The organism is Dolichospermum sp. UHCC 0352 (assembly GCF_009711925.1).
In the GTDB taxonomy this organism is placed as follows: domain Bacteria; phylum Cyanobacteriota; class Cyanobacteriia; order Cyanobacteriales; family Nostocaceae; genus Dolichospermum; species Dolichospermum lemmermannii.
In genome coordinates this window covers 51,039-66,584 of sequence record NZ_VIKY01000203.1, presented here as the reverse complement: position 1 = coordinate 66,584, position 15,546 = coordinate 51,039, and the positions used below count along the sequence as shown (strand labels likewise).

The following is a 15,546-nucleotide window of genomic DNA, read 5'->3' as shown; positions in this document are numbered from 1 at the left end:
ACCGTGCTATTACCGCTGATTATTCGTGTAGTTTCTTGGTGAACAAAGTTCTGACGTTGGTTGGCAACTTTTCTCGAAAGTTTACTAACTAACTTCTGAACTTTCTTCCACCTTCTAGAAGCCTTAACTTTCTTTTTGAAATTGGGAGAACGTTTTCGACGTTTTGATTTACCCAACTCTTGATTTTTTTGTTCTGCTTTTCGGAAAAACCGAGGTGCAGCCACTAAACCATTTTCTTCACCATTTGTCCAAGCAATTGCATCATTACAACCTAAATCAATTGCCATAACACCATTATCAGTTTTGCGGCTATTCTTTAACAAAGTATCATCAATTTCTAAGACGATGGAAGCATACCATTGACCATTGCGGTTAACGATATCTAAAGCTTTAGGATGCCCCCAAAGTCTAGCCTTACCACGCATTTGGATTTGACCAATCTTTGATAATTCTAAATAGCCGTTATCCCCTGTGCTATGTACTTTCCAACCCGTAAAAGATGGGTAAGTCCAACCGGAATAATGGCGAATTGACTTGAATCTAGGATACTTTCCTAGTCCCTTGAAAAACCTTCCAAAAGCAAAATCAACCCGTTTTAATGTGGCTTGTAATGCTTGGGAATTAATTACTTTATATTCTATCCAGACTTCTTTGAAATCCGGTAAACAGTTCTGTTGTTCAAAGTAAGAAACAGTTTTACCAAACTTTTTATATGAAGTAATGCGGTTAGATACAGCAGCATTATACAAATCTTTATGAAGTTTGCGGTGGTAGTGCAACATCTCACTGACTTGTTTATTAGGATATAGCCTGAAAGTTGCTCTACGTAACGCCATTAACTATTACCTTCATCTTCTTTGATAATATACTACTATTATATAATCCAAGAGCTTAGAGTGTCAATGAAAATGATAGATAAAAAACATCAAGAATGGCAACAACGAAATGCCGATAAAACTAGGGCTTATACGGCTAAGTATGAAGCATCAAGAGTCAAGGTTAGTGTTACTCTCAAGAAAGAGATAGCTGAACAAATAGACAAAATAAAACCACCGTCACAGACTTATGGCGGCTGGATACGCGAATTAGTCGAGAAATACATTGATAATTTGGAATAAATAAAATATAGTTGTCAATAACTCAACTATCCTCAAAAGTCTTTTACTTACAGTAAAAAACATTTTCAGGATGTTTCGTTATTGACTTGCTTACATCCCCACCCTATGAGTACATTGAGGGTGGGGAATTACGCAAAACTGTTAAACTAGATCAGAAAACTGTAATTTCTAGATTTGACAATTTCACCAGAAAAACAGCCATAAAGGATAACTATTATGAAAAATTTGCACAAAAATGCTTTAATGAAACAGCGTTTATCAAGTTCGTCTCAGCGTCATGTTTTAACTGGAGTCATAGCTGCTGGGTTGATGATGTTGCCGGGGCTAGTTGGTAGTAGTCCCGTTTTAGCGCAGCAAAAGCCAGAGCGGAATTCTTTAACCTATGGGCAATTGATTCAGAAGGCAGATAAAGGAGAAATTAGAAAGGTAGAATTGGATCAAACTGAACAGATAGCTAAGGTTTATTTAGCTGGACAAAAGCCGGATACCATACCTTTACAGGTGCGCCTTTTAGATCAAAATCCCGAATTAATTAATAAACTTAAAGAAAAAAACGTTGAGTTTGGTGAAGTTTCCTCAGCTGGCAATAGAGCCGCTGTGGGGTTGTTAATCAATCTGATGTGGATTTTGCCCTTAGTGGCTTTAATGCTATTGTTCCTGCGCCGTTCTGCAAATGCTTCTAACCAAGCCATGAGTTTTGGTAAATCTCGCGCTCGGTTTCAAATGGAAGCGAAAACAGGGGTAACATTTAATGATGTTGCGGGAGTCAAGGAAGCAAAGGAAGAATTAGAAGAAGTTGTCACTTTCTTGAAACTTCCAGAAAAATTCACAGCGGTAGGGGCGAAAATTCCCAAAGGGGTGCTGTTAGTTGGACCACCTGGAACTGGGAAAACCCTACTCGCAAAAGCCATTGCGGGGGAAGCAGGTGTACCTTTTTTCAGTATGTCTGGTTCGGAATTTGTAGAAATGTTCGTCGGGGTGGGTGCTTCCCGTGTCCGGGATTTGTTCAAAAAAGCGAAAGATAATGCGCCTTGTTTGATATTTATTGATGAAATTGACGCAGTAGGTAGACAACGGGGTGCGGGTATTGGTGGTGGCAATGATGAACGGGAACAAACTCTTAACCAGCTATTAACGGAAATGGATGGTTTTGAAGGAAATACGGGAATTATTATTATTGCTGCTACCAACCGTCCAGATGTCCTGGATTCGGCTTTATTACGTCCCGGACGCTTTGACAGACAGGTAATTGTGGATGTCCCCGATTTGAAGGGAAGACAGGAAATTTTGACAGTCCACGCTCAGAATAAGAAGATTGATCCTAGTGTATCTTTGGAAGCGATCGCTCGGCGCACTCCTGGTTTTACAGGTGCAGATTTAGCCAATTTACTCAACGAAGCTGCTATTCTCACCGCCAGAAGACGCAAAGAAGCTGTTACCGATTTAGAAGTTGATAATGCGATAGATAGAGTAGTTGCGGGTATGGAAGGAACTGCTTTAGTAGATAGCAAAAATAAACGCCTGATTGCTTATCATGAAGTCGGACACGCTTTAGTAGGTACGTTGGTTAAAGGTCATGATCCTGTGCAAAAAGTTACTCTCATTCCCAGAGGACAAGCACTAGGTTTAACTTGGTTTACTCCCAATGAAGAACAGGGTTTAATTTCCCGTTCCCAAATTTTAGCCCGCATTGCCGCAACTTTAGGCGGTCGTGCAGCGGAAGAAATCGTGTTTGGGAAAGCGGAAGTTACCACAGGTGCGGGAAATGACTTACAACAAGTTACCAGTCTGGCTCGACAAATGGTCACAAAATTTGGAATGTCTGATTTGGGTCCAGTTTCCTTAGAAAATCAAAACAATGATGTATTTTTAGGGCGTGACTGGGGAAATAAATCAGAATATTCTGAAGACATTGCTGCTAGAATTGATGCCGCAGTTCGAGAAATTGTTAACCGCTGCTATATTCAGGCTAAGGAAATAATCCAAGAAAATCGGTTAATTTTGGAACGAGCAGTTGATTTGTTGATAGAACAAGAAACTATTGAAGGTGATCTATTCCGCACAATGGTCGCTAACCATACTCAAGTTAAAGTTACTAATGAGCAGGTGTCTGTACCGATACTTTTTTGATAACTAATGCTAACAAATACATAGGGCTGGCTGAATAAACATAGAACCGTGACAAATCAATGACTTGAGACGGATAGAATTTAAAAACAAGTTTGTTCCCTGTTCTTTTTGTTCCCATTCTCGACTTATATGACTAACAATTCAGATTTTCGCATTGAAAAAGACTCAATGGGCGATCGCCAAATTGCCAACAACGTTTATTATGGTATTCAAACCCAACGGGCGATCGAAAATTTCCCCATTAGCGGGATTAAACCTTTACCTACTTATATAAATGCTTGTTTATATATTAAAAAAGCTACCGCTATTGTCAACGGAGAATTAGATTGTATTCCCGCAGATATCAGTAAAGCGATTATTCAAGCCACTGATGAAATCTTAGCAGGTGAATTACGAGATCAGTTTGTGGTTGATGTTTATCAAGCCGGTGCAGGAACTTCTCACCATATGAATATTAACGAAGTTTTGGCAAATCGCGCTTTAGAAATTCTCGGTGATCAAAAAGGTAATTATAAACTCGTTAGTCCCAATGATCATGTAAACTATGGACAGTCTACCAATGATGTTATCCCCACAGCCATTCGCATTGGTGGCTTATTGGCACTTTCTCGCACTTTGCAACCAGCTTTAGAACAGGCAATTTCGGCTTTAGAGGCAAAAGCTATAGAATTTCAAGATATCGTCAAATCTGGCAGAACCCACCTCCAAGACGCTGTACCTGTGCGATTAGGGGATAATTTTGGTGCTTGGGCGCAAATCCTCTCAGAACATCAAAACCGTCTTTACATTGCTGCTGGGGATTTAATGGTATTGGGTTTAGGTGGTAGCGCTGCGGGAACAGGTATGAATACTCACCCAGAATATCGGCAAAGAGTTGTGGATATCCTGTCGCAATTGTTGGAATTTCCCCTAGAAGCTGCACCCCATTTAATGGCTGCTATGCAAAGTATGGGGGCTTTTGTGAATGTTTCCGGGGCTTTGCGGAATTTAGCCCAGGATTTGGTGAAAATATCCCACGATTTGCGGTTAATGGATTCTGGTCCCAAAACTGGATTTAAGGAAATTCAACTTCCTCCAGTCCAACCTGGTTCTTCAATTATGCCCGGAAAATATAATCCTGTGATGGCAGAAATGACATCAATGGTATGTTTTCAGGTTATGGGATATGATAATGCGATCGCTTTTGCTGCCCAAGCTGGACAATTAGAATTAAATGTGATGATGCCCCTCATTGCCTATAATTTAATTCACAGCATTGAGATCTTAGGTAACACAATTTCGGCTTTAACTACAAGCTGTATTCAAGGAATTACTGCTAACAAAGAACGTTGTTTAGCCTATGCTGAAGGTAGTTTAGCATTAGTCACCGCCTTAAATACCCATATTGGTTATTTGAATGCTGCGGCTGTAGCTAAGGAATCTTTAGAAACAGGTAAATCTCTCCGGCAAATAGTTCTAGAAAAAGGTTTAATGACAGAAACAGAATTAGCAACAGTCTTGGATTTAGACCAAATGAGTGCAATTGTTCCTTTAAAATAAGTACAAAATACAAGATCCCCGACTTCTTAAAGAAGTCGGGTATCTGATTGATAGCCTATTCAGGAAATATCTCAAAACCGGCACAATGTTGTGGACTAATAATACTAAAAATAGGTTTATTTAAAGTAAAAATCTTAGTAATATTCATCCTTTCCGCAATAGCAACAATCGTTGCATCCACAAAGTTTAACTTACTATCAGTATATTGGTCTAGAATCTCCGTCACCCTTTTTAAATCAGTTTTATCAATCCCTTCAATAATGACATTACTATGAGCTAATTCAGTTAAAACCTGTTTTGTTGTCGGATATCCTAACCGAGAAGCAAGCAAATGACAAACTTCAGGTAAAACTGTCGTTGGTAAAACCAATACTTCCTTCGAATCAACTATAACATCAAGGATACGCCCATAATTTTCGTCCTTAATATCAACAGTTGCCACTAAGAAACTTATATCTAAAATAGCCGTCATGATTATTTATTTACCTCATGATTAAATTCCTTAATACCTCTAGTTGGATCAATTTCCATTTCTCCGTTTTCTGTATCTTTGTCTGATAAATTGGGTTCACTAGACTCTCCTATACCAGAAATACTTAATAAAAAATTACTCTCCTCTGGTTCATTATTAATAGCCGCAGGAGTTAAATTCAGCTTAAAAAGTAAAGATTCAATAAAATCAGCTAATTCAGGAAGTGCTGCCAGTGGAAGTTCATTAATAGCTTGAGATAATTGTTCGTGGGTGAGACTTACAGAATCCATAATTGATATCATCCTTCTATCGAAATAACTTTTATCTGTTTTCAAAGAAATTGGTATTAATTTCTTCTTGGTTTTCCTATGCTTATATAAATTTAGTTTCTACTGTTATATAATAACGCAATTATTCCCCATACAAACACAAAAACTATTTGTTAGTCTAATTCGGGTTAAACCCTTAAACTTATTATATGTAAAGCTGCACAGAATCATAAAATCCATTAATTAATTCATCCATTTTCATCCATTTTCATCTGCGTTTATCTGCGGTCAATTATTCTTAAAATCTTATCCAACTCCTGGATATTGACTGGCTGTACTATTAAGAAATATAAATTAATTGTAAAAAATATCCTAACTCCCTTGTAAATATAGGCTTTTCAGGAATTTGTCATTATTTATTAGCCAAGGCTTGACATTATTTATAGTGAATACTACCATAAGTGAAGAGACATTCTTGGTAAGGGCATCTCAGATGACAAAACGAAGTGATAAATTAATATAATTTCTCTTACCTCTGCGCCCTCTGCGTCTCTGTGGTTCGTTTAAATTACTCTAAAAATTGCAAAAAAGCAGAATCAAAAATCATGAAAATAGCCTTATTTGGTACAAGTGCAGATCCTCCAACTGCTGGACATTTAATAATTCTCAAATGGTTATCTGAACGTTATGATTGGGTAGGTGTATGGGCTGCGGATAATCCCATGAAGTCCCAACAAACACCTTTACCACACAGGGCAGCAATGTTAGAACTGTTAATTAAAGATATTAATGTTGCTAATCAAAATATTGCCTTAGAACAAGATTTAAGTAGTTGGAAAACTCTAGAAACTGTAGGTAAAGCAAAATTAAAATGGGGAGAAAATATTGAATATACTTTAGTAATTGGTGCTGATTTAGTAAATCAATTACCGCGCTGGTATCATGTTGAAGATTTATTAAAACAAGTGCAATTACTCGTAATTCCCAGACCAGGATATATAATAGATGATTCTGGTTTAGATAAAGTTAAACAAATTGGCGGAAAAATTGCCATTGCTAATTTGATTGGTTTAGATGTTTCCTCTACCGCTTTTCGTGAACAAGGAGATATTAATACTCTCACACCTCCCGTCATTGCCTACATTCATCAACAGCATTTGTACGAATGCCAATACGTAACCAAAAAAAGATTTTAAACCCCATAAATCAACAACCTTTAGCTGATTTTAAAGTTGGTGTTGATAATGTGATTTTTTCTGTAGATACTGCTCAAAATCGGTTGTTAGTTCTCTTGGTTATGCGACAGCAAGAACCATTTTTAAATGATTGGAGTCTTCCTGGCACTTTAGTTCGTCAAGGAGAATCTTTAGAAGATGCTGCTTATCGGATTATGGCTGAGAAAATAAAGGTAAATAATCTTTATTTAGCACAACTTTATACTTTTGGTGGTCCAAATCGTGACCCCAGGGAAAAAATTGATAGCTATGGAGTCCGTTATTTATCAGTTAGTTATTTTGCCTTAGTCAGATTTGAAGAAGCAGAATTAATTGCTGATAAAGTCGCAGGTATTGCTTGGTATCCTGTCAAACAATTACCACAATTAGCATTTGACCACAATGAAATTATTACCTATGGACATGGAAGATTAAAAAACAAATTAGAATATAGTCCAGTAGCTTTTGAAGTCTTACCAGAAACTTTTACCTTAAACGATTTGTATCAACTATACACCACAGTTTTAGGGGAAAATTTTGCCGATTATTCTAATTTTCGAGCGCGGTTACTAAAGTTAGGTTTTTTATCAGATACCGGCATTAAAGTATCACGAGGTGCGGGTCGTCCTGCCAGTTTGTATAAGTTTGATAAAGAAGCATTCGCACCGTTTAAAGATAAACCTTTGGTGTTTATTTAAGGAATAATAATTGAACGCAGATGAACGCAAATAGACGCAGATAAATTATGAAAATCGCTATCGCTCAAATTAATCCTATTATTGGTGATTTACCAGGAAATGCTCAAAAAATCCTGGAAATGTCCCAACAAGCAGCATCAGAAAATGTTCGTTTATTATTAACACCTGAATTATCAATTTGTGGTTATCCACCGAGGGATTTATTAGTTAATCCTAGTTTTATAGAAGTAATTGATAACACATTGCAAAAATTAGCTGAAGATTTACCAGCAAATTTAGCTGTATTAGTAGGAACTGTTGTTAAAAATTCCCAAGCGCACATTTCTGGAGGAAAAAATTTATTTAATAGCACTGCTTTATTAGAAAATGGTAAAATTCAGCAATTTTTCCATAAAAGGCTATTACCTACTTATGATGTTTTTGATGAAAAACGTTATTTTGAACCAGGACTAGAAGCTAATTATTTTATATTAGATCATCTGAAAATTGGTGTAACAATTTGCGAAGATTTATGGAATGATGAGGAATTTTGGGGTAAGCGGAGTTACGCAGTTAATCCTATTGCTGATTTAGCAAATTTAGGAGTAGATTTAATTGTGAATTTATCCGCTTCACCTTACACTGTTGGTAAACAACATCTGCGAGAAGCGATGTTAAAACATAGTGTAGTTAATTTCCAGCAACCGATTATTTATACAAATCAAGTTGGTGGAAATGATGATTTAGTTTTTGACGGATGCAGTTTTGCTTTAAATAAACAAGGTGAAATTGTTTGTCGTGCAAAAGGTTTTGTATCTGACTTTTTGACTGTTGAATTTAATAGCAATAAACAAGATTTAGATTTCGGTGATATTTCTCCTGTTGATGAATCTGAAGATGAGGAAATTTGGAATGCTTTGGTTTTGGGAGTAAAAGATTATGTTGGTAAATGTCGCTTTTCTAAAGTATTATTGGGTTTAAGTGGAGGAGTTGATTCCGCTTTAGTTGCGGCTATTGCGACTGCGGCATTAGGAAAGGAAAATGTGATTGGTGTGTTAATGCCTTCTCCCTATAGTTCGGAACATTCTATTAGTGATGCTTTAAAATTAGCAGCAAATTTAGATATTCAAACTCAACTTTTACCTATTGGGGAATTAATGGCAAGTTTTGATAATTCCCTAGATGAATTATTTGCAGGAACAGAATTTGGGATTGCGGAAGAAAACCTGCAATCTCGAATTCGTGGTAATTTATTAATGGCAATTTCTAATAAATTTGGCTATCTACTTTTATCTACTGGCAACAAATCAGAAGTTGCTGTTGGTTATTGCACCCTTTATGGTGATATGAATGGTGGTTTATCAGTCATTGCTGATGTTCCCAAAACTCGCGTTTATTCTATCTGCAAATGGTTAAATTCTCATCAACAAAAAGAAGTTATTCCCGAAAATATTCTCACGAAAGCACCAAGCGCAGAACTTAAACCGGGTCAAGTTGACCAAGATTCTCTTCCACCTTATGAAATTTTAGATGATATTCTCGACCGTTTGATTCATCAACATCAATCAGCAACAGAAATTATTAGCGCAGGTCATGAACCGGCAATTGTAGATAGAGTATTACAATTATTATCTCGTGCGGAGTTTAAACGCCGACAAGCAGCGCCGGGATTAAAAATTACTGACCGCGCTTTTGGGACTGGTTGGAGAATGCCTATTGCTAGTAGTTGGTCAGCCTTGAGGAATACTTCTTCTCCATAATTTTTACTGATGTGTATTAACCTCAATTAATTCCACACACTTATCCAAATTATCCCTAAATAACGGCTTATTGGCCTATAACTAAGTAGGTGAACGGAAAAAACCGTAGACGCGAAGCGGCTTCTCGAAGAGTAATATGTAACGAAAAGTAAAATCGCCCAAACCCTCTTCACTCTTGCCTCTGGTTACTGAGCGAAGTCGAAGTATTGCCTCTTGCCTAGTGCCATAATGACGATTTTCAATGCTAACCTACTTACCATGACTAACACTATTCATCCACAGCATAAATTGCGAAATTTTAGTATCATCAACCCTACCAAAATATTAATAGGTATAATTGCCACTGTTCCCATAGCTTTAGGCTTACCCGCAAAAGCTTTAGAAATACAGGTATTACCTAAAAATCCCCAATTGGGGGATACAATTTCCGTAGTAATTGAGGCAGATTCCCAAGAAAAGATTAGTAACCCCACAGTAACAGTTGGGGAAACAACATATCCAGCTTTTAAAATTGCCCCTCGTCAATACCGTTCTTTTATTCCCACAACTCCCTTAGAGAAAGCTGGAGTGAGAACAATCAGAATTTCCCAAGATGGACAAGAACAAAACTTATCAATAAAAGTGCGCGATCGCAAATTTCCCGTGCAACGCATCACCTTACCACCCGGAAAAGCTGGAGTTAATGCTACCGAATACGAACTCAAGCGAGTAAAAGAATTAAAAGCCTTACAAACACCGAAAAAATATTGGCATGGCCTGTTTCTCACCCCCAACGCGGGGCGAACCTCTACTAAATATGGTGTCCGTCGCTACTACAATGGCGAATTTGCCAATGACTACTACCATCGTGGACAAGACTATGCAGGAGCAACAGGTTCATCTGTAGTTACCCCAGCGGCGGGGAAAGTGGCTTTAGTTGGTACAGTATCCCAAGGCTTCCGCGTTCATGGTAACGTAGTCGGCATTGATCACGGTCAAGGTGTTATCAGTATTTTCATGCACCTAAGTCGGATTGATGTCAAAGAAGGTGATTTTGTGCAAGCAGGGCAAAAAATTGGTGCAGTCGGTTCAACAGGTGCATCTACCGGACCACACTTACACTGGGGTTTGTATGTAAACGGACAATCTGTTGATCCAATCCCTTGGAAATCTCAACAAATTGATTAAGTTTCTCATCTTCAATACCTTTGCCATAGGCTTTTTTGAATTTGGCGAAGGTATTGATATTGTGACTTTTTTAACCCAAAATACTTATATACAAATGGTATAATTTGGTAAAATAAATAATTCAGTAACACAGTAATAGGGGACTTCAACCCCTGATTTATTCCCTAATCTAGACTAATTCTGCTATTGTATTCTGGGTGATTGATAGCATATCTGTTTAGTTTGGCTATCGCAAAGTATATATTTCTAAGTAAAAAATATATACTTTTAACCTGTGTTCCTTCCATACTACCCACAATGTTTTATGAGTATTGAAAAAATAGTAGAACAAGCTCTTCAAGATGGTCACTTGACACCAGCAATGGAAGCAGAAGTTGGGCGGATTTGCGGTAACGCCTCAGAACTGCTGATCGAAGAGTACATGGCTTTAGATCGCCTCATGGGGGCATTGTTGACCGGTGAAGTAGTAGCAGTACCTCGCAAACAATTTATCAACGTCATGGAAGAATTGGTACTCAGCAACGTCATTGCCAAAGTAGCAGAAATTGAAGTAACCAGCGAAATTTCTCTAGATGTGGGCGATATAACCGCCTATGCTCTGAACAGGCTGCCTCCTCTGTATGCAACGACGGAAGAAGGCGCGAAATATCAACGAGAAAGAGCTAACACAGAACTTGATGCTTTAATATCCCAACAAGTTAGCGAAGCCATCTGTAAGTATTTAGATACACCAGATTTCTTCCCAGAACGTCAATCATTGAACAAGACCACTGGCAATGAAGTTTTAACTCAAGTTAGTACATTGCTTCAGACCCATGCGGCTAATTTTGAGCCACAATAACTGATAATTGATAATTGACAATTATCAATTACTTAATATTTTTATTCACGAACTGATACCTGTGTGCCGATATTTACTTGGCTATACAACATTCTCACGTCAGAATTACGCATTCTTAGACAACCATGAGAAACCGCCGCTCCTACCAAGTCAACATTTGGTGTCCCGTGAAAGCCAATTTCATTCCGGCCGTCTGACCAAAAACCAATCCATCTATCCCCCAAAGGACTATCAGTACCACCATCAAAGATAGCTCCTGTAATTGGATGTCGCCAGATAGGATGATGTTCTTTGTGGATAATTTTAAAATCGCCAGTTGGTGTTTCCCAGCCCTTTTTACCGATAGCGATTGGGTAACTAGCTATAACCTCATCATATCGAGAAACATAAACACGGCGATCGCTTAAATCTACAACTACTTTAGTTGCATTTAAGTCCGGTACTGATGGCTTTGGATTATTAACTGGATCTGTAACAGCATCCAGGCTTGATTTCTGTGTTTTCCAGGGAGAATCCAAGTTAATCACCGCAGCTTTTTGGGGAGAGGTAGGTACAGAAGCCGCAATGGCACTACTCCCAATTTCCACTGGTGAACCCTGCGGATAAACCTCTGTGGATGCAGATTGATTTAACTGCCCTGTTGTTCTCATCGTTTGCCAATGGACAGCCAGAGATAAAATTGCTGTACCAAAACAGAGAAACATGACCATACTCGCTACAGATTCATTTCTTGCCATTGCCATCGCCTATTATTTATCCCTGACATATTTAGCTGGAGGTGAGAATTTTACTGATTAACAATTGACAATTAGCCATTATTTATTGCCTATTACCAGTTACTAGTCAAGTATTTAGTGGCCAGTTTTCAATCTGATCACTATTCCCAACCTCACAAAAATTTGATCCGTGTTTTCTTTTGTCTTCCTTTCCCATCCCTAATCTTATGACCAATAAAACCCTGAAAACTCCTTTCTATATTTATTTCCGTGTTCCGATTATAAATCCGTCACCTTACTGAGGAACTTTTGACCAATGATCAAGTCTAATAGGAAGGAGTGATTTAAAGCTAGACCGATCCATGAGTCAATCCATTAGTGTATCTTGGTCAACAGTTGATGCCACCTACCCAGCAGCATCGGTGCAAGTTGACAAACTCTCAAACCACGACCTTATTTTACGCTGTCAAGTCGGATTGCGTCCAGACCGTGCTGCCTTTTCAGAACTATTGCGCCGCTATCAGACTCAAGTTGATCGAGTTTTATATCATCTAGCCCCTGACTGGTCTGACAGAGCCGATTTAGCCCAGGAAGTTTGGATTCGTGTCTACCGAAATATTAACCGACTACAAGAACCTGCCAAGTTCCGAGGTTGGTTAAGTCGGATTGCCACTAATTTGTTTTATGATGAATTACGTAAACGCAAACGGGTAGCCAGTCCTCTATCCCTAGATGCTCCGCGATTGTTAGCCGACGGGGAAATGGATTGGGAAATTGCCGGTGATACCCCAAGTCCAGATGAGGAAATGACGACCAGAGAATTTTATGAACAGTTGCGAGAAGCGATCGCTGATTTACCAGAGGTTTTTCGGACTACAATTGTTTTGAGAGAAATTGAAGGACTGGCCTATGAAGAAATCGCCGAAATTACCGGAGTTTCCCTGGGAACGGTGAAATCTAGAATAGCCAGGGCCAGATCAAGATTACAAACTCAATTGCAAACCTATCTAGATACATAATCTACATCATGTTTCCTCAATTTTATGGCAGATTTTAAGAAATATTAAGGACTGTCAACGAAAATATATATTTTCTGCCATTGAGAAGCAAAAATGAATCAACAGGTACTATAAATATGGAGAAGCGCGATTGTTTCGAGTTATTAAGTGCTTACCTGGATGGCGAAGTCACAGCTACTGAACGCAGGCAAGTTGAAGAGTGGCTTTCAAATGATACTTCTATTAAGTGCTTGTATAAGAGACTGTTAAATCTTAGAAAGGGTTTACATGACATCCCTGTTCCCGCAACTGCTCAGTCATCAGAGGTAACGATTAACCAAGTTTTAACGCGTGTTAATCGCCGTTACCGCTTGAACTGGATGTTAGGTGGTGCAGCCGCTGCGGCTTGTATTCTGGGAACAATATCTGGTTTATTCCCAGGTAATTCCAGAATGGTAGAAATAGCCACAACACAACCAACAGAATTAACACCAACAGCCACAGATTCGCCTTTAATGGTGGCTTTAAATAACCCAGTCATTGAAATTCCCAAAACAGCAGTCGCTACCGGTCAAAAGCCAGTTAATAACCTCAATTAATTACCTGGCGGGTAAACTTTTTGTAATATCATAAAATACAACCAAGCCCAATCTGGAAATGAGCCGTTTAGCTTGTAAACCTCTATGTAATGGCGATTATAGAGGTTTTTTGATGTCGGTTAATTTCTTTGCTAGTAATCTTCTAAATTATCTAATGCATTCTTTTAATTTTAATCACTCAAAACCAAAGAAACAAAAGCTGTTCCTTTTGGTAAATTATGGGTAATAAATTGTTTAGCTATAGATACACTTTGTTGAGGATCATCAATTTCACTTAAATCTAATGATCCAGGATCTTCGGATATTTGATTATTGATATAATACCATAAATCTACACCTAAAACGGAAATATTTCCTTCGGCAATTTCGTTAATAAATTCCAGTGCATTAGCAGGAGTTAATAGCAATTCTCCAGCTTTAATAAATCCTGTTTTTTGATATTTATCAATTAATTTCATGTTTGTACTCCTGAATTTACTTATTAGTGAAAATATTCCTGATATTTATTAATCAACATTTAATTTAGTATTGTTTTTCAATCCAGTTAGGATCATTAATATCACTTACCTGAACTACATCACCTGTGATGTCATTACAGACGATGTATGCACCATCACTCCTGTAATATACAGTAGCAGGATCATCTTTTCTTGTACCATCCATATTATACCTTTTATCTCTTGTTTTTTCCGTTTTACCAGGATTTAAGTAAACTAATTCCAGCATTTCTTCTGTCCAACCCCTTTTACTCATTTGTTGTTTTATTTTTCTTCCAATATTTAATTTTGGCATCTTGATTGAAATTGTTTTTTAATATTTGTTTAGTTGATATATTTTAATTATAATTACATTGCGTAATAAGGGGATATGGAACAGATACTTTCACTATTTTTGTAATTCTCTAATTCTATCTTGCGCTATTTTTAACAATTCTTCATTCCCTTTCTGTTGCTGGTAAAGTTTCACTGCTTGCTGAAAGTCAGCTATAGCCGCTTGCTTATCTCCTAAATCATAATGGATATATCCTAGAACGTGGTAGGCTTTAGAATATTTAGGATTAATCTTGATAGCTTGGGTGTAATCAGCTATAGCTGCTTGCTTATCTCCTAATTCATAATGGATATATCCCCGGTTTTTATAGGCAATGGCAAAGTTAGGATTAATCTTAATAGCTTGATTAAAATCTGCTATTGCTGCTTGTTTATCTCCTAAATCAGAACGGCTATTTCCCCTCTGGTGGTAGGCAATGGCAAAGTTAGGATTGATCTTGATAGCTTGGTTAAAATCTGCTATGGCTGCTTGTTTATCTCCTAAAGAGTAATGGGCAATTCCCCTATTTTGGTAGGTTCTGGCATCATGAGGATCAAGATTAATTGATTCATTATATAAAGCGATCGCACCTTGATAATCTTTCAAGTAATCACGAATTCTGCCCTGATCATGTTTAGATGCAGAGTTATTTCCTTGTGTAGCAAATAGTTTTACTGATTTTTGTAAATCATCTATAGCCTTCTGGTTGTTTTCAATATTGCTGTAAGCAACTCCTCTACGAGAATAGGCTTCAGCAAATTTAGGATCTAAACGAATAGCTTCAGTTAAAGTATTAATAGCTCCTTGAGAATCTCTTTTATCAAGTTTATCATTACCTTGCTTTAAAAATTCCTCAGCTTTCTTTGTTGTTGCTGTTAGAGCAGCTTGATAAGATAATACCTGATTAACAATATAACCACCAGCAAAACTAATAGCCACTGCCATACCCAAACCAAGCATAATTTTCGTAGGAAACTTTTTAGGGGGTGGAGGTGGTATTACAATAGTTTTATCAGGTGGAATTAGTGCTTGTAACGCCTCAGTTGCATTCTTATAACGCTGACTAAAATGGTCACGCACCATCTTAGTTAAAACTTCTGCAAACTCATCACTAACTTGGGCATAATTACGCCAGATAATTTCCCCAGTATTCGAGTCTTCCTGAAATTGTCCTGGTACTAATCCAGTTACAGCTTGAATACCAATCATGCCCACAGCATAAATATCACTAGCAAA

17 protein-coding genes are annotated in these 15,546 nt (G+C 37.7%); 10 read left to right on the top strand and 7 right to left on the bottom strand.

The annotated features are described in order from the left end of the window. A partial coding sequence (locus FJR06_RS14360; protein WP_168651675.1) for an RNA-guided endonuclease TnpB family protein occupies positions 1–836 on the bottom strand: 836 nt, incomplete at its 3' end. 72 nt (positions 837–908) lie between these two features. Here FJR06_RS14360 and FJR06_RS14355 point away from each other — a divergent pair. The 3 genes from FJR06_RS14355 to FJR06_RS14345 all read left to right on the top strand — a co-directional run bounded on the left by FJR06_RS14355 (position 909) and on the right by FJR06_RS14345 (position 4,787). After that, positions 909–1,118 (top strand): hypothetical protein, encoded by a 210-nt coding sequence (locus FJR06_RS14355; RefSeq protein ID WP_254434059.1) that lies wholly within the window; start codon positions 909–911, stop codon positions 1,116–1,118. A 216-nt stretch (positions 1,119–1,334) separates the two neighbouring features. After that, positions 1,335–3,248: an ATP-dependent zinc metalloprotease FtsH gene (ftsH, locus tag FJR06_RS14350; protein ID WP_015078525.1), complete on the top strand. Its 1,914-nt coding sequence runs from the start codon at positions 1,335–1,337 to the stop codon at positions 3,246–3,248. Positions 3,249–3,377: 129 nt separating this feature from the next. Then, complete coding sequence (locus FJR06_RS14345) at positions 3,378–4,787, top strand: aspartate ammonia-lyase (RefSeq protein ID WP_015078524.1); 1,410 nt, start codon at positions 3,378–3,380, stop codon at positions 4,785–4,787. A 55-nt stretch (positions 4,788–4,842) separates the two neighbouring features. On the opposite strand, the gene FJR06_RS14340 is transcribed toward FJR06_RS14345, so the two are convergent. Together FJR06_RS14340 and FJR06_RS14335 are read right to left on the bottom strand one after the other, a co-directional pair. After that, entirely contained in the window at positions 4,843–5,259 is a 417-nt protein-coding gene (locus FJR06_RS14340; RefSeq protein WP_015078523.1) for a type II toxin-antitoxin system VapC family toxin, read from the bottom strand. Positions 5,260–5,261: 2 nt separating this feature from the next. Next, positions 5,262–5,549, bottom strand: coding sequence for a hypothetical protein (locus FJR06_RS14335; RefSeq protein ID WP_015078522.1), 288 nt, complete (start codon positions 5,547–5,549; stop codon positions 5,262–5,264). A gap of 584 nt (positions 5,550–6,133) precedes the next feature. Between FJR06_RS14335 and FJR06_RS14330 the strand changes: the two genes are divergently transcribed. The 5 genes from FJR06_RS14330 to FJR06_RS14310 all read left to right on the top strand — a co-directional run bounded on the left by FJR06_RS14330 (position 6,134) and on the right by FJR06_RS14310 (position 11,187). Further along, positions 6,134–6,724 (top strand): nicotinate-nucleotide adenylyltransferase, encoded by a 591-nt coding sequence (locus FJR06_RS14330; RefSeq protein WP_015078521.1) that lies wholly within the window; start codon positions 6,134–6,136, stop codon positions 6,722–6,724. Next, positions 6,694–7,440, top strand: a complete 747-nt coding sequence (locus tag FJR06_RS14325; RefSeq protein ID WP_015078520.1) for an NUDIX domain-containing protein — start codon at positions 6,694–6,696, stop codon at positions 7,438–7,440. Before FJR06_RS14330 ends, FJR06_RS14325 begins: the two co-directional genes overlap by 31 nt. Positions 7,441–7,487: 47 nt before the next feature. Next, the gene (locus FJR06_RS14320) at positions 7,488–9,179 is read left to right on the top strand and encodes an NAD+ synthase (RefSeq protein ID WP_168651674.1); all 1,692 of its coding nucleotides are present in this window, start codon (positions 7,488–7,490) and stop codon (positions 9,177–9,179) included. Between the two features lie 258 nt (positions 9,180–9,437). Continuing rightward, positions 9,438–10,346, top strand: a complete 909-nt coding sequence (locus FJR06_RS14315) for a M23 family metallopeptidase (protein WP_041457595.1) — start codon at positions 9,438–9,440, stop codon at positions 10,344–10,346. Positions 10,347–10,650: 304 nt separating this feature from the next. Beyond that, complete coding sequence (locus tag FJR06_RS14310; RefSeq protein WP_015078517.1) at positions 10,651–11,187, top strand: late competence development ComFB family protein; 537 nt, start codon at positions 10,651–10,653, stop codon at positions 11,185–11,187. Positions 11,188–11,228: 41 nt separating this feature from the next. Here the strand turns inward: FJR06_RS14310 and FJR06_RS14305 are convergent, their stop codons facing one another. After that, complete coding sequence (locus tag FJR06_RS14305) at positions 11,229–11,930, bottom strand: L,D-transpeptidase (RefSeq protein WP_015078516.1); 702 nt, start codon at positions 11,928–11,930, stop codon at positions 11,229–11,231. 335 nt (positions 11,931–12,265) lie between these two features. Between FJR06_RS14305 and FJR06_RS14300 the strand changes: the two genes are divergently transcribed. Further along, complete coding sequence (locus FJR06_RS14300; protein ID WP_015078515.1) at positions 12,266–12,922, top strand: sigma-70 family RNA polymerase sigma factor; 657 nt, start codon at positions 12,266–12,268, stop codon at positions 12,920–12,922. A 116-nt stretch (positions 12,923–13,038) separates the two neighbouring features. Then, positions 13,039–13,500 carry an anti-sigma factor gene (locus tag FJR06_RS14295; RefSeq protein WP_015078514.1) on the top strand — a complete coding sequence of 154 codons (462 nt, stop codon included), beginning with the start codon at positions 13,039–13,041 and terminating at the stop codon, positions 13,498–13,500. Between the two features lie 170 nt (positions 13,501–13,670). Here the strand turns inward: FJR06_RS14295 and FJR06_RS23840 are convergent, their stop codons facing one another. From FJR06_RS23840 to FJR06_RS14280, 3 genes are all read right to left on the bottom strand, one after another. Then, complete coding sequence (locus FJR06_RS23840) at positions 13,671–13,958, bottom strand: hypothetical protein (protein ID WP_015078513.1); 288 nt, start codon at positions 13,956–13,958, stop codon at positions 13,671–13,673. Between the two features lie 64 nt (positions 13,959–14,022). Continuing rightward, positions 14,023–14,292, bottom strand: coding sequence for a colicin E5-related ribonuclease (locus tag FJR06_RS14285; RefSeq protein ID WP_015078512.1), 270 nt, complete (start codon positions 14,290–14,292; stop codon positions 14,023–14,025). Positions 14,293–14,385: 93 nt separating this feature from the next. Further along, the gene (locus FJR06_RS14280; protein ID WP_051155161.1) at positions 14,386–15,519 is read right to left on the bottom strand and encodes a tetratricopeptide repeat protein; all 1,134 of its coding nucleotides are present in this window, start codon (positions 15,517–15,519) and stop codon (positions 14,386–14,388) included. Between the last annotated feature and the right edge of the window lie 27 nt (positions 15,520–15,546).

What these genes read in the sequence shown, in the direction of transcription:
- FJR06_RS14355 (WP_254434059.1), top strand. Translation starts at nt 909, where the DNA reads ATGATAGATAAAAAACATCAAGAATGGCAACAACGAAATGCCGATAAA.
- ftsH (WP_015078525.1), top strand. Translation starts at nt 1,335, where the DNA reads ATGAAAAATTTGCACAAAAATGCTTTAATGAAACAGCGTTTATCAAGT.
- FJR06_RS14345 (WP_015078524.1), top strand. Translation starts at nt 3,378, where the DNA reads ATGACTAACAATTCAGATTTTCGCATTGAAAAAGACTCAATGGGCGAT.
- FJR06_RS14340 (WP_015078523.1), bottom strand. Translation starts at nt 5,259, where the DNA reads ATGACGGCTATTTTAGATATAAGTTTCTTAGTGGCAACTGTTGATATT.
- FJR06_RS14335 (WP_015078522.1), bottom strand. Translation starts at nt 5,549, where the DNA reads ATGGATTCTGTAAGTCTCACCCACGAACAATTATCTCAAGCTATTAAT.
- FJR06_RS14330 (WP_015078521.1), top strand. Translation starts at nt 6,134, where the DNA reads ATGAAAATAGCCTTATTTGGTACAAGTGCAGATCCTCCAACTGCTGGA.
- FJR06_RS14325 (WP_015078520.1), top strand. Translation starts at nt 6,694, where the DNA reads ATGCCAATACGTAACCAAAAAAAGATTTTAAACCCCATAAATCAACAA.
- FJR06_RS14320 (WP_168651674.1), top strand. Translation starts at nt 7,488, where the DNA reads ATGAAAATCGCTATCGCTCAAATTAATCCTATTATTGGTGATTTACCA.
- FJR06_RS14315 (WP_041457595.1), top strand. Translation starts at nt 9,438, where the DNA reads ATGACTAACACTATTCATCCACAGCATAAATTGCGAAATTTTAGTATC.
- FJR06_RS14310 (WP_015078517.1), top strand. Translation starts at nt 10,651, where the DNA reads ATGAGTATTGAAAAAATAGTAGAACAAGCTCTTCAAGATGGTCACTTG.
- FJR06_RS14305 (WP_015078516.1), bottom strand. Translation starts at nt 11,930, where the DNA reads ATGGCAATGGCAAGAAATGAATCTGTAGCGAGTATGGTCATGTTTCTC.
- FJR06_RS14300 (WP_015078515.1), top strand. Translation starts at nt 12,266, where the DNA reads ATGAGTCAATCCATTAGTGTATCTTGGTCAACAGTTGATGCCACCTAC.
- FJR06_RS14295 (WP_015078514.1), top strand. Translation starts at nt 13,039, where the DNA reads ATGGAGAAGCGCGATTGTTTCGAGTTATTAAGTGCTTACCTGGATGGC.
- FJR06_RS23840 (WP_015078513.1), bottom strand. Translation starts at nt 13,958, where the DNA reads ATGAAATTAATTGATAAATATCAAAAAACAGGATTTATTAAAGCTGGA.
- FJR06_RS14285 (WP_015078512.1), bottom strand. Translation starts at nt 14,292, where the DNA reads ATGCCAAAATTAAATATTGGAAGAAAAATAAAACAACAAATGAGTAAA.
- FJR06_RS14280 (WP_051155161.1), bottom strand. Translation starts at nt 15,519, where the DNA reads ATGATTGGTATTCAAGCTGTAACTGGATTAGTACCAGGACAATTTCAG.